Source organism: Amycolatopsis thermoflava N1165 (assembly GCF_000473265.1).
Taxonomy (GTDB): Bacteria; Actinomycetota; Actinomycetes; order Mycobacteriales; family Pseudonocardiaceae; genus Amycolatopsis_E; species Amycolatopsis_E thermoflava.
In genome coordinates this window covers 5,842,373-5,862,318 of the sequence record NZ_KI421511.1, presented here as the reverse complement: position 1 = coordinate 5,862,318, position 19,946 = coordinate 5,842,373, and the positions used below count along the sequence as shown (strand labels likewise).

The window sequence follows — 19,946 nt, the reverse complement described above, 5'->3', positions numbered from 1 at the left end:
ATGGGAGCCGCACTTCTCGTCCTCGGCAGCGTCGTCAGCGTGCAGACCGGGCAGGCGTTCGGGAAGCAGCTCTTCGCCGCGGCCGGCCCCGGCGGGGTGGTCGCGTTGCGGCTCTCCTTCGCCGCGCTCGTCCTACTGGCGATCCACCGCCCGGCGTTGCCGTCGCGCCGGAACCTGCCGCCGGTGCTGGGTTTCGGCGTGGCGATCGCCGGGATGAACCTGATCTACCCGGCGCTGGGTTTCCTGCCGCTGGGTGTCGCGAGCGCGTTGCAGTTGCTCGGTCCGCTCGGGGTCGCGGTGGCGACGGCACGGCGTGCGCGTGACGTCGGTTTCGCTCTGCTCGCCGCCTTCGGGGTCTGGCTGTTCCATTCACCGTCCGGGACGACGCTTCCGGCGGCGGGAGTGGCGCTCGCTCTGCTGTCCGCGGCATCGATGGGTGGATACCTGGTGCTGAGCCGGAAAGTCGGCGCGAGTGTCCCGGATGGATCGATCCTCGCGCTCGCGGTGACGGTGGCCGCGATCCTCACCCTGCCCTTCGGCGTGACCGCGCCGGTGTGGCGGCCTTCCTTGCTGCTGGCGGGATTCGGCGTAGCGGTGCTGTCGGCCGTGATCCCGTACTCGCTCGATCTCGCCGCACTGCGCCGGGTTCCACCGCGCACGGTCGCGGTGCTGGAGAGCCTCGAAGCGGCGGTGGCGGGAGTGGCCGGCGCGCTCGTGCTCGGCGAGCGGCTGCCGTTCGCCGCGTGGGCCGGGATCGCTTGTGTGACAGCGAGTGCGGCCGCGGCGGGCCGCGCTGCGGCGCGGAATCTGTGATCCCAGTAACGAGAACGCATCGATCGACGCGAGCGCGGTCACCCACTGGGTTGGTTCCACGGCGACCGCGTCTGTGCGCGGCCATGGGGACGAACATCCCCACAACTGGGGACAGTTCTGTGGACAGCTGGGGACAACTGTGGATCATTTGGGGACCGCCCGAAGTTGTCCACGGAGGGCCCGAGTTGTCCACCGGTAGTACTCCACAGATGTCCACACCCCGCCGCGCGAGCGGACCTGCGACGACGGCAGTAGTCCCCAGAATCCACAGCCCCTATTACTGTCACTGCCCTTGGTTTTTTCTCAAGAAGTCCTTCGGAGAAAAACAGGGGGCTGTGGACATGGGGACAGAGCTCCGGACGAGATCGTCTTATCGACAAATCGATGGGCTGCCCCAAGTGACGCCGGTGCCGCTCACGTTCTAACGTGGGTATCCACACCCAGCCCGCTCGTCGTTGGCGACATCGGCACCGGGCCACACCACACTGCGAGATCCCTGGTCAGCGCGCTGCTCGAGGCCTGCCCGGGGACGTTTGTCGATCTTCTCGGGCCGCGATGAGGGGCTCGGCTGTCGAAAGGATGGGCACATGAAGATCCGCGTCGAGCGCGACGGGCTCGCGGACGCCGTCGCGTGGGTGGCACGCAGCCTGCCGTCGAGGCCACCGGTCCCGGTCCTGGGCGGGGTGCTGCTCGACGCCGGATCCGACGGCTCGACCGACGCCCTCACGGTCTCCGGCTTCGACTACGAGGTCTCCGCGACGGTCGGCGTCCCGGCGACGATCGCCGACGGCGGGCGGCTGCTGGTGTCCGGACGGCTGCTCGCCGACATCACCAAGGCGCTCCCGGCCCAGCCGGTCGAGATCTCCGTCGAGGGCTCCCGCGCCTCCATCACCTGCGGCAGCGCCCGGTTCAGCCTGCCGACCATGCCGGTCGAGGACTACCCGCAGCTGCCTGCCCAGCCGACGTTCGCCGGCGAGGTCGCGGGCGAGGCGTTCGGCCAGGCGGTCACCCAGGTCGCCGTCGCGGCGGGCAAGGACGACACCCTGCCGATGCTGACCGGCATGCGGCTGGAGATCTCCGGCAACTCGCTCACCCTCGTCGCCACCGACCGCTTCCGCCTGGCGATGCGCGAGTTCGCGTGGGAGCCCGCCGAGGGGCTCGCCGACGCCGCGGTGCTCGTCCCGGCGCGCACCCTCGCCGAGGCCGCCAAGTCGCTCGGCACCGCGGGCAACAAGGTTTCCGTCGGGCTCGCCAGCGGCGAGGGCCTGCTCGGTCTGTCCGGCAACGGCCGCTACACGACCACCCGGCTGCTCGACGCCGAGTTCCCCCCATACCGGCAGCTCCTCCCGAACCAGCACTCCTCCCGCGCGGTGATCGAGGTGTCCCCGCTCTCGGAGGCGATCAAACGTGTGTCGCTGGTGGCGGAGCGGGGTACCCAGGTCCGGCTGGAGTTCGGCGACAACTCGCTGCGCCTGTCGGCCGGGGGCGACGACGAGGGCAGCGCCGAAGAGGAGCTGCCGGTGGAGTACGAAGGCGAGCCGGTGACGATCGCGTTCAACCCGGGCTACCTCGTCGACGGTCTGGGCGCGCTGCACCACGACCGCGCCGAGCTGACCTTCACCACCCCGAACCGTCCGGCTTTGATCAAGCCGGCCGACGAGCAGGGCCAGGTCGTTCCTGGTTACCTCTATCTACTGATGCCGGTCCGCCTACCCGGCTGACCGCGACGGAGAAAGCACGAAGGGGAGTTCCATGGTTCAGCTGGGACTGGTCGGCCTCGGCCGGATGGGCTTCAACATGCGCGAGCGGCTGCGCGCCGCCGGGCACGAGGTGGTCGGCTACGACCGCAACCAGGCGGTCTCGGACTCGACCTCGCTCGCCGACATGGTGTCCAAACTGGACGCCCCGCGCATCGTCTGGGTGATGGTCCCCGCGGGCGGGCCGACGCGTGAGACGGTGGCCGAGCTGGGTGAGCTGCTCGCCGAGGGCGATCTGGTGATCGACGGCGGCAACTCCCGGTTCACCGACGACAAGCACAACGCCGAGGTGCTGTCCGCCAAGGGCATCGGCTACCTCGACTGCGGCGTGTCCGGTGGCGTGTGGGGCAAGGAGAACGGCTACGGCCTGATGGTCGGCGGCGACAAGGAGCTCGTCGAGCGCGCCATGCCGATCTTCGACGCGCTGCGCCCGGACGGCCCGCGCGAGGAGGGCTTCTCGCACGCCGGCTCGGTCGGCGCCGGCCACTACGCGAAGATGATCCACAACGGCATCGAGTACGGCCTGATGCAGGCCTACGCCGAGGGCTTCGAGCTACTCGAGGCCGCGAAGGTCGTCGAGGACGTGCCGGCGGTGATCAAGGGCTGGCAGCGCGGCACCGTGGTCCGGTCCTGGCTGCTCGACCTGCTGGTGCGCGCGCTGGACGAGGACCCGGAGCTGGACGACCTCGAGGGTTACGTCGAGGACTCCGGCGAGGGCCGGTGGACGCTGGAGGAGGCCATCAACAACGCGGTGCCGGCGCCGGTCATCTCGGCCGCGCTGTTCGCGCGGTTCGCCTCGCGGCGGAAGGACTCGTCCGCGATGCGCGCCGTCGCCGCGCTGCGCAACCAGTTCGGCGGTCACGCCGTGAAGAAGGCCGGCGAGTAGGCACCCAGCCGTGCACATACGGCACCTGCAGGTCACCGACTTCCGCTCCTGGGAGCACGCTGACCTGCCGCTCACCCCCGGACCGACGGTCCTCGTCGGCCAGAACGGCCGCGGGAAGACCAACCTGCTGGAGGCGATCGGCTACCTGGCGACTCTCGGGTCGCACCGGGTCGCGACGGACGCCCCGCTGGTGCGGCACGGTTGTGAGCGGGCACTCGTGCGGGCGGCCGTGGTCAACGAGGACCGCGAGCTGACCGTCGAGCTGGAGATCAACCCCGGCCGGGCGAACCGCGCCCGGGTCAACCGGGGCGCGGTCGGCAAGCCGCGGGACATCCTCGGGATCCTGCGCACCGTGTTGTTCTCCCCGGAGGACCTGGCGCTGGTGCGTGGCGACCCGGGCGAGCGCCGCCGGTTCATGGACGAGCTGCTGGTGCAGCGCGCGCCCCGGTACGCGGGCGTGCGCGCCGACTACGAGCGGATCCTCAAGCAGCGCAACGCGTTGTTGAAGACGGCGGGCAAGAAGAAGGGTGCCGCGCGCGACGACCCGTACGCGCTGTCGACCCTCGAGGTGTGGGACAACCACCTCTCGGTGGTCGGCGCCCAGCTGCTCGCCGCCCGGCTGGACCTGGTCGCCGACCTCGGGCCGCACACCACCGCGGCCTACGCCGGGGTCGCGCCCGACTCGCGGCCGGCCAAGATCTCCTACCGGTCCAGCCTCGGCGCGGCACTGCCCGAGGGGTACGGGGTTCCGGACGGGAAACGCGCCGAACCGGAGGTCCTCACCGGTATCCTGGTGGAGGCGATGGCGCAGGTGCGGCAGCAGGAGCTGGAACGGGGGATCAGCCTCGTCGGGCCGCACCGCGACGAGCTGGAGATCGTCCTCGGCGAGGCCCCCGCGAAGGGCTACGCGAGCCATGGGGAATCCTGGTCGTTCGCACTCGCGCTGCGGCTGGCGTCCTACGAGCTGCTGCGGCGGGAAGCGGGTGAACCGGTGCTCCTGCTCGACGACGTCTTCGCCGAGCTCGACCGGCGGCGCCGGTCGCGGCTGGCCGAGGTGGCCGCCGGCGCTGAACAGGTGCTGGTCACCGCGGCGGTGGACGAGGACGTGCCCGAGGAACTGGCCGGGGTCCGGTTCACCGTCGCCGACGGGGAGGTGCGCAGTGCCTGACGACGAACGGCCCGATGAGCCACAGCGAGTGACCGGGGCCACACGAGTTACCCACCGATCTGGGGACAACTCTGTGGATAGTGTGGATAACACGGTGAACGCGTTATCGCCCCGCGTGACCAAGCGGCCAAACGAGCGATCTTCAACCGCGTCACAAGCGGCGCAGACTCCCCAGAAGAGTGGATCAGACACGGACGGTGATGCTCCGGCTGGGCCGAACGGGAACACTACCGGACGTGATCTGGTTCGCTCCGCACTGGCCGCCGCTCGCGCCAAGGCCGACGCCAGGGGCACCGAGCCGGGCAGGCGGAAGTTCGAGCTCGGCGGCCAGAGCCCGCGCCGGCGCCGCTGGTCGGGAGCGGGCCCAGACGCCCGCGACCCGCAGCCGTTCGGCCGCCTCGTCGGGCGGCTGGTCGCCGAACGCGGCTGGCAGGAGCGCGTGACCAGCAGCCGGGTCTTCGGCGAGTGGGCCCGCCTGGTCGGCGAGGACGTCGCCGAGCACGCCCAGCCGGTGACGTTGAAGGACGGCGAGCTCACCGTCCGCGCCGACTCGACCGCGTGGGCCACGCAGCTGCGGCTGCTGCAGAGCCAGCTCATCGCCAAGATCGCCGCCGGGGTCGGCCACGGTGTGGTCAAGCGCATGCGCATCCACGGCCCGACCGCCCCGAGCTGGCGGAAGGGCCCGCGGCACGTGCCCGGTCGCGGGCCGCGCGACACCTATGGGTGACTGAGCGCGTCGTATCGCGGTCCGACCCCCGCCGGATAGCGCCGGACCCGTCCACGCTCGCGTTCGGGCCTCTGTGACGAAATCAGGGGTGTCCTTGCGGCATGTCAGCAGAGCTGGCCAAGTAGGATGGAAGGGAGTGGGGAGTCCCTTGGGCAAGACTGAGGAGAAAGCAGGCTCGTGGCAGCTCAGCAGAACGACTACAACGCGTCCTCCATCACGGTGCTCGAGGGTCTCGAGGCGGTCCGCAAGCGGCCAGGCATGTACATCGGTTCCACCGGTGAACGCGGTCTGCACCACCTGATCTGGGAGGTCGTGGACAACTCGGTCGACGAGGCCATGGCCGGCTACGCGACGAAGGTCGAGGTCACCCTCCTCGCCGACGGCGGCGTCCGCGTCGTCGACGACGGCCGCGGCATCCCCGTCGAGGAGCACCCGGTCCACAAGAAGTCGACGCTGGAGATCGTGCACACCGTGCTGCACGCCGGCGGCAAGTTCGACAGCGAGAGCTACGCGGTCTCCGGCGGTCTGCACGGCGTCGGCGTCTCCGTGGTGAACGCGCTGTCCAGGGCGCTCGACGTCGAGGTCTCCCGCGACGGCAAGAAGTGGCGCCAGCACTACGACCACTCCAAGCCCGGCCCGCTGGAGGAGGTCGGCCCCGCCGAGGGCACCGGCACCTCCACCACGTTCTGGGCCGACCCGGACATCTTCGAGACCACGACATACAACATGGAGACGGTCTCGCGCCGCCTGCAGGAGATGGCCTTCCTGAACAAGGGCCTGAGCATCACGTTGCGCGACGAGCGGGTCACCGAGGCGGAGACCGAGGCCGACGCCGACGGCAAGCAGGCGCGGGTCAAGGAGCGCGTCTACCACTACCCGGGCGGGCTCGAGGACTTCGTCAAGCACATCAACGGCTCGAAGGACCCGATCCACTCCAGCATCATCTGCTTCGACTCCAAGGGCGACGGCCTCGAGGTCGAGGTCGCGATGCAGTGGAACAACTCATTCACGCCGTCGGTGCACACCTTCGCCAACACGATCAACACCCACGAGGGTGGAACCCACGAGGAGGGCTTCCGCGCTGCGCTGACCCGCGTGGTCAACGCGTACGCGCGGGACAAGAAACTCCTCAAGGAGAAGGACGAGAACCTCTCCGGCGACGACGTGCGCGAGGGCCTGACCGCGATCATCTCGATCAAGCTGGCCGAGCCGCAGTTCGAGGGCCAGACCAAGACCAAGCTGGGCAACAGCGAGGCCAAGTCGTTCGTCCAGTCCAAGACCAACGAGTGGCTGTCCGACTGGTTCGAGCGCAACCCGGCCGAGGCCAAGACGATCATCAACAAGGCGCTGTCCAGCGCGCAGGCGCGGATGGCCGCCCGCCGGGCGCGTGACCTGGTGCGCCGCAAGGGCGCGCTGGAGATCGGCGGCCTGCCCGGCAAGCTCAAGGACTGCCAGTCGACCAACCCGGAGGAGTGCGAGCTCTACATCGTGGAGGGTGACTCCGCGGGCGGGTCGGCCAAGGAGGGGCGGGAGTCGCGGTTCCAGGCGATCCTGCCGATCCGGGGCAAGATCATCAACGTGGAGAAGGCCCGCATCGACCGGGTGCTCAAGAACAACGAGGTCCAGTCGCTGATCACGGCGCTGGGCACCGGCATCCACGACGACTTCGACCTGTCCAAGCTGCGGTACCACAAGATCGTGCTGATGGCCGACGCCGACGTCGACGGCCAGCACATCCGCACCCTGCTGCTGACGCTGCTGTTCCGGTTCATGCGCCCGCTGATCGAGCACGGCCACGTCTACCTCGCGCAGCCGCCGCTCTACAAGATCAAGTGGCCGCGGTCGGAGCCGGAGTACGCGTACTCGGACAAGGAGCGCGACGGCCTGCTCGCCGCCGGCGTCGAAGCCGGGCGGAAGCTGCCGAAGGAAGACGGCATCCAGCGGTACAAGGGTCTCGGCGAGATGAACGCCGAAGAGCTGTGGGAAACCACGATGGACCCGTCCCGCCGGCTGCTGCTGCAGGTCACGCTGGACGACGCCGCCGCGGCGGACGAGCTGTTCAGCGTCCTGATGGGCGAGGACGTCGAAGCCCGGCGCTCGTTCATCACCCGCAACGCCAAGGACGTCCGCTTCCTCGACGTGTAGCGCGCCCCGCCTCCGATTTCCCATTCGTCAGTAGAAGGACCCCATGACGGAAACCTTGCCGCCGGAACACGACCGCACCGAGCCGGTCGACATCCAGCAGGAGATGCAGCGCTCGTACATCGAATACGCGATGAGCGTGATCGTGTCGCGGGCGCTGCCGGACGTGCGGGACGGCCTGAAGCCGGTGCACCGCCGCGTCCTCTACTCGATGTACGACTCCGGGTTCCGGCCCGAGCGCGGGTACAACAAGTGCTCGCGCGTGGTCGGCGACGTGATGGGCAACTACCACCCGCACGGCGACTCGGCGATCTACGACGCGCTCGTGCGACTGGCCCAGCCGTGGTCGATGCGCTACCCGCTGATCGACGGCCAGGGCAACTTCGGCTCGCCCGGCAACGACCCCGCGGCGGCCATGCGGTACACGGAGTCGCGGCTCGACCCGCTGGCGATGGAGATGCTGCGGGACATCGAAGAGGAGACCGTCGACTTCTCGCCCAACTACGACGGCCGCACGCAGGAGCCGGACGTCCTGCCGTCGCGGATCCCGAACCTGCTGGTCAACGGCACGTCGGGCATCGCGGTCGGCATGGCCACCAACATCCCGCCGCACAACCTGCGCGAGGTCGCCGACGGCGTCGTGTGGGCGCTGGACAACTGGGAGGCCGGCGACGACGAGACGCTGGCCGCGCTCATGCAGCGCATCAAGGGCCCGGACTTCCCGACGAAGGGCCTGATCCTGGGCACCTCCGGGATCGAGGAGGCCTACCGCACCGGGCGCGGTTCGATCCGGATGCGCGCGGTGGTCGAGGTCGAGGAGGACTCCCGCGGCCGCACCACCCTGGTCGTCACCGAGCTGCCCTACCAGGTCAACCCGGACAACCTGGTGGAGAACATCGCGAGCCTGGTGCGCGACGGGAAGCTGACCGGCATCGCGGACATCGCCGACGAGTCCAACAGCCGTCGCGGCATGCGGATCGTGGTCACGCTCAAGCGGGACGCGGTCGCCAAGGTCGTGCTGAACAACCTCTACAAGCACACCCAGCTGCAGTACAACTTCGGCGTCAACATGCTGGCGCTGGTCGACGGTGTGCCCCGCACGCTGCGGCTGGACCAGGTGGTCCGGCACTACGTCAAGCACCAGATCGAGGTCATCGTCCGGCGGACCCGGTTCCGCCTGCGCAAGGCCGAGGAACGCGCCCACATCCTGCGTGGTCTGGTCAAGGCGCTGGACCAGCTGGACGAGGTCATCGCGTTGATCCGCCGGTCGCCGACGGTCGACGAGGCGCGCACCGGCCTGATCGAGCTGCTGGACATCGACGAGATCCAGGCCACCGCGATCCTGGACATGCAGCTGCGCAGGCTGGCTGCCCTGGAGCGCCAGAAGATCGTCGACGAGCTGGCCGAGATCGAGCTGAAGATCGCCGACCTGCAGGACATCCTGGACCGGCCGGAGCGGCAGCGGCAGATCGTCAAGGACGAGCTGACCGAGATCGTCGACAAGTTCGGCGACGACCGGCGCACGCAGATCATCCCGTTCGACGGCGACGTGTCGGTCGAGGACCTGATCGCGGTCGAGGACGTGGTGGTCACCATCACGCGCACCGGCTACGCGAAGCGCACCAAGACCGACCTGTACCGCTCGCAGCGCCGTGGTGGCAAGGGGGTGCAGGGCGCGCAGCTCAAGCAGGACGACATCGTCCAGCACTTCTTCGTGTGCTCGACGCACGACTGGATCCTGTTCTTCACGAACAAGGGCCGCGTCTACCGCGCGAAGGCCTACGAGCTGCCTGAGGCCAACCGCGCCGCGCGCGGTCAGCACGTCGCGAACCTGCTGGCGTTCCAGCCGGACGAGACGATCGCGCAGATCATCGAGATCCCGAACTACGAGGTCGCGCCGTACCTGGTGCTGGCCACGAAGAAGGGCCTGGTCAAGAAGACGCGGCTGAGCGAGTTCGACTCGAACCGCTCCGGCGGCCTGATCGGCATCAACCTGCGCGAGGGTGACGAGCTGGTCGGCGCGGTGCTCGCCGGCCCGGAGGACGACCTGCTGCTGGTGTCGGCCGAGGGCCAGTCGATCCGCTTCCACGCCACCGACGAGACGCTGCGCCCGATGGGACGCCCGACGTCGGGTGTGCTCGGCATGCGGTTCAACGACGGCGACGAGCTGCTCGCGCTGAACGTGGTCAAGCCGGACAAGTTCCTGCTGGTCGCGACCGACGGTGGTTACGCCAAGCGGACGCCGATCGAGGACTACCCGGTGCAGGGCCGCGGCGGCAAGGGCGTGCTGACCATCCAGCACGACCGCAAGCGTGGCAGGCTGGTGGGGGCGCTCATCGTCGACGCCGACGACGAGCTCTACGCCATCACCTCCAGCGGCGGCGTCATCCGCACGCCCGCGGACCAGGTGCGCAAGGCCGGCAGGCAGACGAAGGGCGTGCGGTTGATCAACCTGGGCGAGGGGACGACTCTCCTCGCGGTCGCACGCAACGCTGATGAGCCCTCGGGCGTCGGTAATGGTGAAGGCAACGGAGGAACCGAAGAACCCGTCTCGGAAGAGAGCTAAGTGACGACACCGGAGAACCCCGAACAGCACGGTGCGCAGACCGGTGACGCGGGCACGCCGCCCTGGCAGCGGCTGAGCCGCGACGCCGGTCAGGGCACGACGACCGACCCCAAGGCCGGCGGTTACCGGGACGGGTGGTCGTCGGAAGGCCAGGCCGAGAAAACTGTGTTGTACTCGAACGGTGACGACCAGCCGGTCGTCACCGGTTCGGCGGCGCAGGGTCTGTTCGGCAACCCCGCGGCGCCCGACGACGCGTTGTCAGGGTTGAGGGGGCAGGAAACGGTGAGCGTCGCCAGTGCCGGCACCAAGGGACGTTCGACGCCCAGCGCACTGCGCCGCCCCGGCCGCGGCCCGCGGCGGGCGAGCCTGCAGATCAAGCGGTTCGACCCGTGGTCGGTGCTGAAGCTGTCGCTGGTTCTCGGTGTCGCGCTGTTCTTCGTGTGGCTGGTGGCCGTCGGCGTGCTGTACACGGTGCTCGACGGCATGGGCGTGTGGGACAAGCTGAACGGCACCTACTCGTCCCTGGTGTCCGGCGAGGGCGCCGGCGTGACCAACGAACCGCTCATCAGCGCCGGCCGGGTGTTCGGCATCGCGGCCATCCTCGGCGCGATCAACATCGTGCTGCTCTCGGCGCTGGCCACGGTGAGCGCGTTCATCTACAACGTGTCCGCCGACCTGGCCGGAGGCCTAGAGGTGACCCTGTCGGAACGCGAGTAGAAGGCATGTTGTAGTCTTCTCTCCGTTCGAGGGCCCATAGCTCAGGCGGTTAGAGCGCTTCGCTGATAACGAAGAGGTCGGAGGTTCAAGTCCTCCTGGGCCCACAGCAGCTCAGCCCCCGTCTCCCAACCAAGGGAAACGGGGGCTGACTTGTTGTTGGCTGCCTACCGTCCAGCGAGCTCGGCGACCACCGGCGCCAGGGCATCGGCGGCGCCAGCGCCGAACACGAAGTAGGAGAAGCCGATCTCCTCGCGTCGCCGTTGGATTTCCTCGGCAGCGGCAGCGGGGTCGCTGGGCAGGAAAGCGAGCGAGTCCGCGGCCCGGACGGCGGTGGGGTCCGTGTCCGGTGCGGCCATGAATGCAGCGACCGAGTCGCCGACCACCGGTACGTGCAACGCCAGTTCCGCGCCGCGGCAGTTGTCGAAGCGTTGTACCCGTTGCATCGTCGCCGCCCGCGTTTCGATCTGTGGCATTACGAAGGTCACCGTGTCGGCGAGTTCGGCCGCCACCGCTTGTGCCTTCGGGCCGCGCACCGCCATGGCCACCGGGGTGTGCAGGTCCGGACCGTCGAGCTCACGCAGGGCGGCGACGACGTCGCGCACCTGGCTCCACCGTTGGCCCTCCGGAGGGAGCGGCAGACCCAGCTCACGAAGTTGGTCGGCGATCCCGGGCCGGCCGGTGCCGATGCCCATTTCGAACCGCCCTTCGGTGAGCACGGACAGCGAGTGCGCCTCCCACGCGGTGATCCACGCGGGTCGAACCGGAGATGCGTACACCCAGGTGCCCACGCGCAGGCCGGTGATCGTCGCCGCCATGGCGAGCGCCGGGCCCGGTGCCGGCTGCCACTCCGGCACGTCGGGCATCAGGACCGTCGAGAAACCACTGTCGGCCAGCCCGCGCAACTGATCGCGCCAAGCCGGCACGTCAGTGGTGATCGGTGCGACGACGCCGAACCGCAGCGGCCTGATCTCGTGTGCCGAACCACCCGTCATCGGTAAACCCCTCCCACGCGGCCCGGCCTGGTGCCGAGCTTCACCTCTGCTACGAACGAGCCACCGCGAATCCGACACGGCCCGCCGCTCCAGGGTTAACCGGCGCGGGTGAGCGGGTACCCACGGCGCCACCGAAGGGAGGGAGCGCGGGGATGTCCGATGTCCCGTCCGGCCTCGCGTCGGTGCTCGCCGCCGCCGAGCGCGCCTCTCCGGTCCGCTCGGTCGACGTGGTCGCCGCCTACCTGGCCGAGCGCTTCGCCGCGTCGGACACCTCGTTCCTGCTCGTCGACCTCGTGGGCCGCGAGCTGGTGCGCCTCGACGGAACGGCACTGCACGGCGCGGACGCCGAGCGCGTGGACCTGGCCGGCAGCGTCTACGAGCGCGTCCTGTACAGCCAGGAGCCGATCCACGACCAAGGGCGCGTCATCGTGCCCGTCACGCACCGCGGCGACGCCATCGGCCTGCTCGAAACGACCGTGCCTGGCCCCGACGTGCTGCGGCAGGTGGGCGAGGTGGCCCACGCCCTCGCCTACCTGATCGTCACCGACCGGCGCTTCACCGATCTCTACGAGTGGGGCGAGCGCACCACTCAGGTCAGCCTCGCGGCCGAGATCCAGCACCAGCTGCTGCCGCCCGCCCCGTCCTGCGAGGCCCCGGAGTTCACGCTCGCCTGCGCGCTGGTGCCCGCCGACGACGTGGGCGGCGACACCTACGACTACGCCCTCGACCACGGCACGCTGAACCTGTCGATCACCGACGCGGTCGGTCACGACGTCCAGTCCGGCCTGGTCGCGACCCTGCTGATGGGTGCGCTGCGCGGCGCCCGCCGGGCGAACCGGCCCCTCGCCGACCAGGCGGCGGAGGCGGACCGGGCCGTGCTGCGGCACGCGAAGATCCCGTACGCGACCGGCCAGCTGTTCCGCGTCGAACTGGACGGCGGCCGCGCCGAGGTCGTCAACGCCGGACACCCGCTCCCACTGCTCCTGCGCGACGGCCACGTCCGCGAGGTGCCGTTGCACCGCGACACCCCGTTCGGCACCGGCCTGCAGGACAAGCCGCACGAGGTCCAGGTCGTCGACCTGCGCCCGGCCGACCGGCTGTTCCTCCTGACCGACGGGATGCTGGAGCGGGAAGCGGCGTCGGTGGACCTGCGACGGCTGGCGCGGGAGACCGCCGGGCTGCACCCGCGTGCCGTGGTGCAGACGCTGACCAGGGCCGTTGTCGACGCCGCCGACGGACACCCCAAGGACGACGCCTGCGTGATCTGCCTCGACTGGATGGGGTGATTCAACGGTTCCGTGCGGTGACTCTGGTAACGACCGGGTCACGGAACGCCGTTCGGCTGGTTATGGTCGCCTGCGGACCACCGACCGATGGGAGCGCCTCCGATGTTCAGCCGCCTGCGTCGACGTGACGGCCGACAGGGGGAGCCCGTCACCTTCGCGGCCGGCGCCGGCCTGGTGAGCGCCCGGCTGCGGGACGAGACGGGCAACCCGCTGGCCGGCGCCGAGATGGTCCTCCGGCACAAGCGCAGCCCGCGGGTCTTCCGCGCGGTGTCCGACGACTACGGGCTGGCGGTCGTCACCGCGGCCACCGGCACCTACCAGGTGACGATCACCGCGGGCGGTTACCGCGAACTCACCCACACCGTCGACGTCGCCAGCGGCGACCACACCTCGCTGGGTGATCTCGAGCTGCACCCCGACGCGAGCGTCCGCCTGCCCGGCCCCGGCCGCTGGGTGATCGACCCGGACCACACGTCGATCCGCTTCGTCGCGCGGCACATCGGCCTGTCCCGCGTCCACGGCCGGTTCACCCGCTTCCACGGCAGCATCACCGTCGGCGAGCGGATCGAGAACTCGTCCATCGAGGTCGTCATCGACGCGGCCAGCATCGACACCGCCGCGGAGAAGCGGGACGAGCACCTGCGTTCGCCCGACTTTCTCGACGTCGAACGCTTCCCGAAGATCCACTTCTTCAGCGACCGGGCCCAGCGCGTGGCCGGGGACCGATGGCAGATCGACGGCACACTCAACCTGCGCGGCGCGAGCCGCGGTGTGCGCCTGGACGCGAGCTACCTCGGCTTGCGGTCGTGGAACGGCGAGCGGCTCGGCGCGGTCGCGAAGGCGGAGCTGCACCGCGAGGACTTCACGATCAACTGGCAGCAGACGCTCGCGAAGGGCCTGGTGGTGGTCGGTTCGACGGTCGAGCTCCGCTTCGACGTCCAGGCCGTCCGCGGCGCCTAGGCCGCGACGTCGGCGACCACGCAGGCGATGTTGTCCGGGCCGCCACGCCGGTTGGCGAGGTCGACCAGCGTGCCGACGGCGTCGACCGGGGTGGCGGCCGCGCGCAGCTCGGCGTGCAGCACGTCGGGCGGCACCGCGTGGTAGAGGCCGTCGGAGCACAGCAGGTACCGGTCGCCGTCCCGGCCGTCGCGCAGCAGCAGATCCGGCTGGGCCGGCTGCCGGTGCAGGGCCTTGACCAGCGTGGCCGGGATCGCGGTGCCCTGCACGTGGTCCTGCGTCAGCTGGTGGAGCTCGCCGGCGCGCAGCAGGTACGCCCGCGAATCGCCGACGTGCACCACCCCGAGCCGCGGACCCGAGCATAAGAGCGCGGCCAGCGTGGTGACGCTCGCCCGGTGCCCGCCCTGACCGAACTCGTCGGCGACGGCCAGGAGGTGTGGCCCGGCGTAGGCGGCGTCCGGGTTCGTCGTGACAGTGTCCTTTCCGGACAGTTGCTCGACGAGGAAGGCGACGAGCCGCCCGCGCGCCGCGACGTCGGCCTCGACCGAACGCCAGTACGCGAGGACCTCGGCTGCCGGATCGGGGCTGGACAGCGCCAGGGAAATCCGCGCCAACGGCATCCCGGTCCGGCGCAGCAAGCCGATCAGGCGGGCCCGCTCCAGCTGGTCCGGCGAGTACCGCCGGTAGCCGGAGATCGGGTCGACCGAAGCGGGCCGCAGGAGGCCCAGGTCGTCGTAGAGTCGCAAGGCCTTCGGGGAGAGTCCGGCCGCGCGGGCGAATGCCCCGATCGTGAGCAGTCCCATGTCGCCCTCCTCGTACCGGGCATTTTGCCCGGTGGAAGCGACTGTGGGGCCTGCCCCAGGGGCAAGGTCAACCTTGGTTCCACGTGGAACGGCCAGGACAGACGGGGAACTGTGCCGCGTCTGACCTGGCCGTGTCTCGGGGGTGGATCACTGCTCGCTGCGCTGCCGCGCCTCACCGAGCGCCGCTTCCTCCCGCGCCCGGTCGGCTTCGGCTTCCTTCTCGCTGACGCGCTGCTGCGCGTCCGCCTTCTCCTGCTGCGCGCGGCCTTCCCGCTGGGCCGAGTCGTTCCCCAGGAACGTGCCGGCGGTCTCCTTGACCTTGCCCTTCAGGCCCTCGACCGCGCCCTTGATGCCTTCCTGACGGTCTTCCTTGTCGGTCATTTCTGCCCCTCCTTCATCACCGTCAAGAATCGGCTACCCGGGTGGCAGGGGGGCTAATCACTCACGCGGGTGCCAGTGCGGGTTTGATGTTCGGATTGCGGTGCAGCAGGTTCTCCGGGTCGTAGTGTGCCTTGATCCGGGCCAGCCGCGCGTATTTCGCGGCCCCGAAACTCGCACGCACGCGATCGTCCTCGTAGTCGGTCATGAAATTGACGTAGCCGCCGGTGCCGGACGAATGCGGTGCCACGGCGTCCCACAGATCCCGGGCCCACTGCCGGTCGCGCGCGAGCAGGTCCGCGTCGGTGGCAAACGCGCCGATGCTGAACAGCACCACGGGTTTCCGGGCGCCGCCGAAAGCCGTGGCGTCGTCGGCGACCTCGGTGAAGGCGCCGCCCGCGAACATGTTGGGCAGGAACGACATCGGCGAGTTCCGCAGCGGCAGCCGTTCGGTGACCGCGGTGATGACCGGCTCCGAGAAACGGTCCAGGTAAAGCGCTTTCTCGTAGGCGAGGACGCCCGGCAGCGCGGTCTCGTCGAGCATTTGCTGGAGCGCGACGTAGGGCATCGGGGTGGTGAACTCGAACAGCGGCGCGAGACCGGCGCGGACCTGCTGCGCGACTTCGGCGAATTCCGGTTCCGGGCCGAACCCGCCGAGGAGGAGCGCGTAACCCGGGCGGAAGCGGTGCTCCTCGGGCACGAAATCGGCGGGCGGAGCGTTCAGCGCCGCGATGATGGCGCCGGCTTTCCGCGGCAACGACTCCACGATCCCCTGCATGTGCCGCAGCGCCTCGGCGCCGCGGTCCTCTTCCCAGAAGAACAGACCGACCTGGACGACCGGGCCGACCGGGTGGAGCCGGAACTCGAACTCGGTGACCACGCCGAAGTTCCCGCCGCCACCACGCAGGGCCCAGAACAGGTCGGTGTTCTCGGTGTCCGACGCGCGCAACACGTCGCCGGAGGGGAGGACGACCTCCGCGGAGAGCAGGTTGTCACAGGTCAGGCCGTACTGGTTGGTGAGCCAGCCGAAGCCGCCGCCGAGGGTGAGGCCGCCGACGCCGGTGTCGCTGACGGTGCCGCCGACCGTGGCCAGGCCGTGCCCCTGGGTGGCGGTGTCGACCTGCCGCCACCGCGCCCCGCCGCCGACCCGCGCGGTGCGGGTGCCGGGGTCGACCACGACCTGGTCGAGGCTGCTCAGGTCGATGGTCAGGCCGCCGTCGGCGACCGCGGCCCCGCCGACGTTGTGCCCGCCGCCGCGGACAGCCACCTCCAGCCCCGAGTTCCGGGCGGTCGCGAGCGCCGTGGCGACGTCACGCGGGCCGGACGGCTGGACGATGACCGCCGGATGGCGGTCGATGAGGCCGTTCCACACGGCACGGCCCTGGTCGTAGCCCGGATCGCCGGGTGTGAGGGCGGCGCCCTCGAGGGACCGCCGCAAGGTCTCCACGTCGAAGGGGTTCATGGCATCCTGCTTTCGCGGGCGGACAATGGACGTGGCGCGAACCACCAGAGGAAGTCGAAGTGGATGTGACCTGCATTACAGGTCAGGGCCGCCCCGCACCGCGCGAACCTCCCCCTGGCGGGTGCAGTAGCATCGTGAGGTCAGCCGGAACGTCGAAGAGGGGCCTGAACGTGAAGAAGCTGCTGGCGCTCGCAGTCGTCGCGGGTGGGGTGCTGTTCGTGATCAAGCGCAACAAGGACGCGAAGGCTGAGGCCGACCTGTGGCGCGAGGCCACCGCTCCGACCGAGCGCCCGCTGGCCGCGGTCTCGACGAACGGCAGCGCGCCGGCGAAGGCCGCCGAGGCGGGCACGAACAACTGAACTTCACGCGGGCTTGGGGGCCCGCGTCCGGGGCTGTAGCTCAATTGGTAGAGCGCTGCTTTTGCAAGGCAGAGGTCAGGGGTTCGATTCCCCTCAGCTCCACGCATGGGAGGCTCGTGCTCGCGGAGAGCGCGAGCCGATTGCGTTTCGCGTGTTTTGTGGGGGCGCAGCCCCCACGCCCCGCTCGGGGGCGTGCCCCCGAACCCCCCGCGTGTGGTTGCGTTGGTCGGGTGAGGTCGCGGTTGTTTTCGCGCACTGGAGGCTCGTGCTCGACGTGTGGGGGGCTCGTGCTCGCGGAGAGCGTGAGCTGTTTGCGTTTCGAGTGTTGCGTGGGGCTGCGTTGGTCGCGTGAGGTCGCGTTGGGTTTGGCGCATCGGAGGCTCGTCGCCGAATAGCGTTTGATGTGACATCTTGGGCTGAACCTGTCGCGCGCGGTCTGCCGATCATGGACAATCGGGGCTCGTTGATCACCTGATCCGCTGGGGTTCCCTTGTCCTCCTTGGCCGTCTGGCTCGCCGCTGCCGCGGTGCTCGTCCTCGCGGGCGGTGGTGTTGTGTTGCTTCCCCGGTGGCGCGACCGGCGCCGCTCCACCAGCACGGCTTGGTCCTCGGCGCGGGCGGCCGTCGCCAGGGCGCAGATCAGCCGTGATGCCTCCCGGACCGACGTCGAAGAGGCCGAACACCTCCTCGCCAAGGCGGAACGCCTCCTCGCCGACGGTGGCGGCACCGGCGCGGCCGAGACCGCCGAGCGCGCCGCTCGTCGGGCCGATCAGCTGTGGCGCGACGCGTGAAGCGCGGGCTCGAATGGCTGCGCTGGGGCTGCCTCGCCGCCGCGATCGGCGTCCTCGTCGTCTTCCTCGTCGCACAGGGACAGACCTTCGACGTCAGCTACGGGCAGTCGCCGACGCGCACCGACCCCATCCGGGAGGGCGAGGCCGGCGAGCTCAGCGACACGACCGTCCCCTCCGTGGCCGAGATGACCGCGCTCGTCGCCGCCAACCCGGTCACCCGGCTGCCCGGTTCCATCGCGCAGTGGGACGAACAGCAGGTCCGCGCGGCGATCGGCGCCACCGACGTCCGCATCCTCGTCGCCCCGCCCGGGCTGGACGAGGCCGAGCGCGACCGCGTCCGCGACGTCGAGAACGCGAACATCACGATCATGGGCACCCAGGTCACCGGCGACCCCGGCCAGGTCGTGGCCGACCGGCTCACCGGCTGGCGCGCCCAGTTCGCCGCCGGAGACGTCACCGACCTGCTGCTCTTCCTGATCGCCCACATCCAGGACCGGCCCGAACCACCCGACGCCGACACCATCCGGTACCGCCAGCCGACCGCCGCCGAACTCGAACCCGTCGTCGCCGACCTACGAGCCACCGGGACCCACGGCATGACCGACATCCCGTCCGCGGCCGACGCCTTCCCGAACGGCGCGCTGTTCGTCGTCCTGCCCCGGCAGCAGGCCGGACAGCCCATCCCGGACTACGGCAGCGCGCTGACCAGCGTCTTCCCCGGCAAACCGATCGTCGTCATGTACGGCGAGTGGGTCGAGTACCACGGACCGCAGGCCGCCGACTTCGCCGAGGTCGCCGCCGCCGGCTTCTACGGCCAGTACAGCGACCGGCTCAGCCTCTACGCCTACCCGCAGCGCAACATCCTCGGCGCCTACCTCGACCGCGTCACCGACGTCCGCTACGCGGGCCTGTTCGACCGCCCCCTGCCGTACCAGCCGTTCGACCCCGTCCGGGTCGCGCTGCCCGCGCTGCCGTGGATCTTCGCGGCCTGCGCGGTCGTCTTCCTGGTCCTGACGGCGCGTGCGGTGCGCACAGCCGCGCAGCGGCGGCCGGGCGCGAGCGTGCGGATGGCCGGCCTCACCGCGCTGGCCATCGAGGTCTCCGGCCTCACCGGCGACACCACCGACCCCGCGCTGACCAGGGCGATCGCCACCCTCCAGTCCGCGCGGGAAGCCGTCGCCGAGAACCTGCCGGACCAGCACGTCGCCGCCCTGCTCGACGACGCCGAGGCCGAACTCGACCACGTCGCGAAGACCCTGAAGCGCCGCGGGTACCGGCCCGCGGTCTACCTCCGGGGCAGGCTGGCATGACGAAGTTCTTCCGCAGCACCTTCGGCATCGCCACCGCCGTCTGCTTCGTCTTCGCGCTCTGGGCACTGTGGACGGGCGGGATCTTCGAGGGCGCCATGGCCCGCGATGTGCGCACGTCCTCGGTGTACGTCGCGGACGGGGTGGACCTCGACGAGGGCGCGGCCGAACGCGTCATCGGCAACCGTCGGCTCGTCGTCATCGTCGAAGAACCCGGCGCGGACCTCCGCGAAGGCTGCGACGACGTCGAGCGCGCCGCCGACGGCAACCTCGTCCTGCTGCTCAGCCAGGGCGACGACGAGTACGACACCTACGGCTGCGCGCTCCTGCCCGACCGCGACGACGAAAACTTCGGCAAGGCCTTCGTGGCGGAGCAGATCGTCAAGCGCGGCATCGACCAGTTCGCCGACCGGCCGCTGGAGGCGATCAAGGTCGTCGCGGTCAACTACGACCTGCTCGTCCGCGCCGGCACCGTCCCGGACGGCGCGCGGGAGGTCAGCGCGCCGCTGCCGCGGTTCCTCATCGCCGGCGCCGCGGTGCTGGCCGTCGTGCTCGGCGCGGTGGGCCTCAACCTCGCGGCCCGGCGCGCCGCCCGGCTGGCGATCCGGGTGCAGGAACAGCGGACGGCGGCCGGTGACGCCCGCAGCAGGCTCAACGCCGGGGCCGCCGTGCTGGCCCAGCAGATCATCGACCTCGACGGCAGGCACCCCGCTTCGATCGTCGACGACTACGTACGGTTGCTCGACGACATCCCGGACGCCCGCACCGAGGCGGAGTACAACGCGCTGGCCAAGCGGGTCGACGCGCTGAGCGAACGCTGCCGCCGTGTCACGTAG

General features: G+C 70.3%; 18 protein-coding genes and 2 tRNA genes. 16 read left to right on the top strand and 4 right to left on the bottom strand.

Annotated elements, in window-relative coordinates:
• The 9 genes from AMYTH_RS0128880 to AMYTH_RS0128840 all read left to right on the top strand — a co-directional run bounded on the left by AMYTH_RS0128880 (position 1) and on the right by AMYTH_RS0128840 (position 10,880).
• Positions 1-813, top strand: a complete 813-nt coding sequence (locus AMYTH_RS0128880; RefSeq protein ID WP_027933181.1) for an EamA family transporter — start codon at positions 1-3, stop codon at positions 811-813.
• Between the two features lie 587 nt (positions 814-1,400).
• On the top strand, positions 1,401-2,534 hold the full coding sequence (gene dnaN, locus AMYTH_RS0128875; RefSeq protein WP_017985951.1) for a DNA polymerase III subunit beta: 1,134 nt from the start codon (positions 1,401-1,403) through the stop codon (positions 2,532-2,534).
• 31 nt (positions 2,535-2,565) lie between these two features.
• On the top strand, positions 2,566-3,456 hold the full coding sequence (gnd, locus tag AMYTH_RS0128870) for a phosphogluconate dehydrogenase (NAD(+)-dependent, decarboxylating) (RefSeq protein WP_027933180.1): 891 nt from the start codon (positions 2,566-2,568) through the stop codon (positions 3,454-3,456).
• A 10-nt stretch (positions 3,457-3,466) separates the two neighbouring features.
• Positions 3,467-4,624, top strand: coding sequence for a DNA replication/repair protein RecF (gene recF, locus AMYTH_RS0128865; RefSeq protein WP_017985953.1), 1,158 nt, complete (start codon positions 3,467-3,469; stop codon positions 4,622-4,624).
• 241 nt (positions 4,625-4,865) lie between these two features.
• Entirely contained in the window at positions 4,866-5,351 is a 486-nt protein-coding gene (locus AMYTH_RS0128860; protein WP_027933179.1) for a DciA family protein, read from the top strand.
• Between the two features lie 177 nt (positions 5,352-5,528).
• Positions 5,529-7,496: a DNA topoisomerase (ATP-hydrolyzing) subunit B gene (gyrB, locus tag AMYTH_RS0128855; protein ID WP_027933178.1), complete on the top strand. Its 1,968-nt coding sequence runs from the start codon at positions 5,529-5,531 to the stop codon at positions 7,494-7,496.
• A 43-nt stretch (positions 7,497-7,539) separates the two neighbouring features.
• The gene (gene gyrA, locus AMYTH_RS0128850; protein ID WP_027933177.1) at positions 7,540-10,059 is read left to right on the top strand and encodes a DNA gyrase subunit A; all 2,520 of its coding nucleotides are present in this window, start codon (positions 7,540-7,542) and stop codon (positions 10,057-10,059) included.
• Positions 10,060-10,776, top strand: coding sequence for a DUF3566 domain-containing protein (locus tag AMYTH_RS0128845; protein WP_027933176.1), 717 nt, complete (start codon positions 10,060-10,062; stop codon positions 10,774-10,776).
• Between the two features lie 30 nt (positions 10,777-10,806).
• Positions 10,807-10,880 (top strand) — tRNA-Ile (locus AMYTH_RS0128840).
• 60 nt (positions 10,881-10,940) lie between these two features.
• Here AMYTH_RS0128840 and AMYTH_RS0128835 read toward each other — a convergent pair.
• The gene (locus AMYTH_RS0128835) at positions 10,941-11,846 is read right to left on the bottom strand and encodes an LLM class flavin-dependent oxidoreductase (protein ID WP_228685004.1); all 906 of its coding nucleotides are present in this window, start codon (positions 11,844-11,846) and stop codon (positions 10,941-10,943) included.
• Positions 11,847-11,920: 74 nt separating this feature from the next.
• On the opposite strand from AMYTH_RS0128835, the gene AMYTH_RS0128830 reads away from it, so the two are divergent.
• Entirely contained in the window at positions 11,921-13,054 is a 1,134-nt protein-coding gene (locus AMYTH_RS0128830) for a PP2C family protein-serine/threonine phosphatase (RefSeq protein WP_027933174.1), read from the top strand.
• A gap of 102 nt (positions 13,055-13,156) precedes the next feature.
• Entirely contained in the window at positions 13,157-14,014 is an 858-nt protein-coding gene (locus tag AMYTH_RS0128825) for a YceI family protein (protein ID WP_027933173.1), read from the top strand.
• On the opposite strand, the gene AMYTH_RS0128820 is transcribed toward AMYTH_RS0128825, so the two are convergent.
• From AMYTH_RS0128820 to AMYTH_RS0128810, 3 genes are all read right to left on the bottom strand, one after another.
• The gene (locus tag AMYTH_RS0128820) at positions 14,011-14,814 is read right to left on the bottom strand and encodes a MerR family transcriptional regulator (protein WP_027933172.1); all 804 of its coding nucleotides are present in this window, start codon (positions 14,812-14,814) and stop codon (positions 14,011-14,013) included. The genes AMYTH_RS0128825 and AMYTH_RS0128820 overlap by 4 nt on opposite strands.
• A 147-nt stretch (positions 14,815-14,961) precedes the next feature.
• Entirely contained in the window at positions 14,962-15,195 is a 234-nt protein-coding gene (gene mbp1, locus AMYTH_RS0128815) for a microaggregate-binding protein 1 (protein ID WP_020416244.1), read from the bottom strand.
• A 61-nt stretch (positions 15,196-15,256) separates the two neighbouring features.
• Entirely contained in the window at positions 15,257-16,654 is a 1,398-nt protein-coding gene (locus AMYTH_RS0128810; RefSeq protein WP_027933171.1) for an FAD-binding oxidoreductase, read from the bottom strand.
• 170 nt (positions 16,655-16,824) lie between these two features.
• Between AMYTH_RS0128810 and AMYTH_RS0128805 the strand changes: the two genes are divergently transcribed.
• From AMYTH_RS0128805 to AMYTH_RS0128785, 5 genes are all read left to right on the top strand, one after another.
• Positions 16,825-17,013: a DLW-39 family protein gene (locus AMYTH_RS0128805; RefSeq protein ID WP_017985983.1), complete on the top strand. Its 189-nt coding sequence runs from the start codon at positions 16,825-16,827 to the stop codon at positions 17,011-17,013.
• 29 nt (positions 17,014-17,042) lie between these two features.
• Positions 17,043-17,115: transfer RNA gene (locus tag AMYTH_RS0128800), tRNA-Ala, on the top strand.
• Positions 17,116-17,512: 397 nt separating this feature from the next.
• Positions 17,513-17,803: a DUF6403 family protein gene (locus AMYTH_RS0128795; RefSeq protein ID WP_209440795.1), complete on the top strand. Its 291-nt coding sequence runs from the start codon at positions 17,513-17,515 to the stop codon at positions 17,801-17,803.
• Positions 17,788-19,113 (top strand): hypothetical protein, encoded by a 1,326-nt coding sequence (locus AMYTH_RS0128790; RefSeq protein WP_027933169.1) that lies wholly within the window; start codon positions 17,788-17,790, stop codon positions 19,111-19,113. Before AMYTH_RS0128795 ends, AMYTH_RS0128790 begins: the two co-directional genes overlap by 16 nt.
• On the top strand, positions 19,110-19,946 hold the full coding sequence (locus AMYTH_RS0128785) for a hypothetical protein (RefSeq protein ID WP_027933168.1): 837 nt from the start codon (positions 19,110-19,112) through the stop codon (positions 19,944-19,946). The genes AMYTH_RS0128790 and AMYTH_RS0128785 overlap by 4 nt, the downstream gene beginning before the upstream one ends.

Excerpts from the sequence above, each read along its gene's own strand:
- AMYTH_RS0128880 (WP_027933181.1), top strand. The coding sequence starts at position 1 with ATGGGAGCCGCACTTCTCGTCCTCGGCAGCGTCGTCAGCGTGCAGACC.
- dnaN (WP_017985951.1), top strand. The coding sequence starts at position 1,401 with ATGAAGATCCGCGTCGAGCGCGACGGGCTCGCGGACGCCGTCGCGTGG.
- gnd (WP_027933180.1), top strand. The coding sequence starts at position 2,566 with ATGGTTCAGCTGGGACTGGTCGGCCTCGGCCGGATGGGCTTCAACATG.
- gyrA (WP_027933177.1), top strand. The coding sequence starts at position 7,540 with ATGACGGAAACCTTGCCGCCGGAACACGACCGCACCGAGCCGGTCGAC.
- AMYTH_RS0128830 (WP_027933174.1), top strand. The coding sequence starts at position 11,921 with ATGTCCGATGTCCCGTCCGGCCTCGCGTCGGTGCTCGCCGCCGCCGAG.
- AMYTH_RS0128825 (WP_027933173.1), top strand. The coding sequence starts at position 13,157 with ATGTTCAGCCGCCTGCGTCGACGTGACGGCCGACAGGGGGAGCCCGTC.
- AMYTH_RS0128820 (WP_027933172.1), bottom strand. The coding sequence starts at position 14,814 with ATGGGACTGCTCACGATCGGGGCATTCGCCCGCGCGGCCGGACTCTCC.
- mbp1 (WP_020416244.1), bottom strand. The coding sequence starts at position 15,195 with ATGACCGACAAGGAAGACCGTCAGGAAGGCATCAAGGGCGCGGTCGAG.
- AMYTH_RS0128810 (WP_027933171.1), bottom strand. The coding sequence starts at position 16,654 with ATGAACCCCTTCGACGTGGAGACCTTGCGGCGGTCCCTCGAGGGCGCC.
- AMYTH_RS0128785 (WP_027933168.1), top strand. The coding sequence starts at position 19,110 with ATGACGAAGTTCTTCCGCAGCACCTTCGGCATCGCCACCGCCGTCTGC.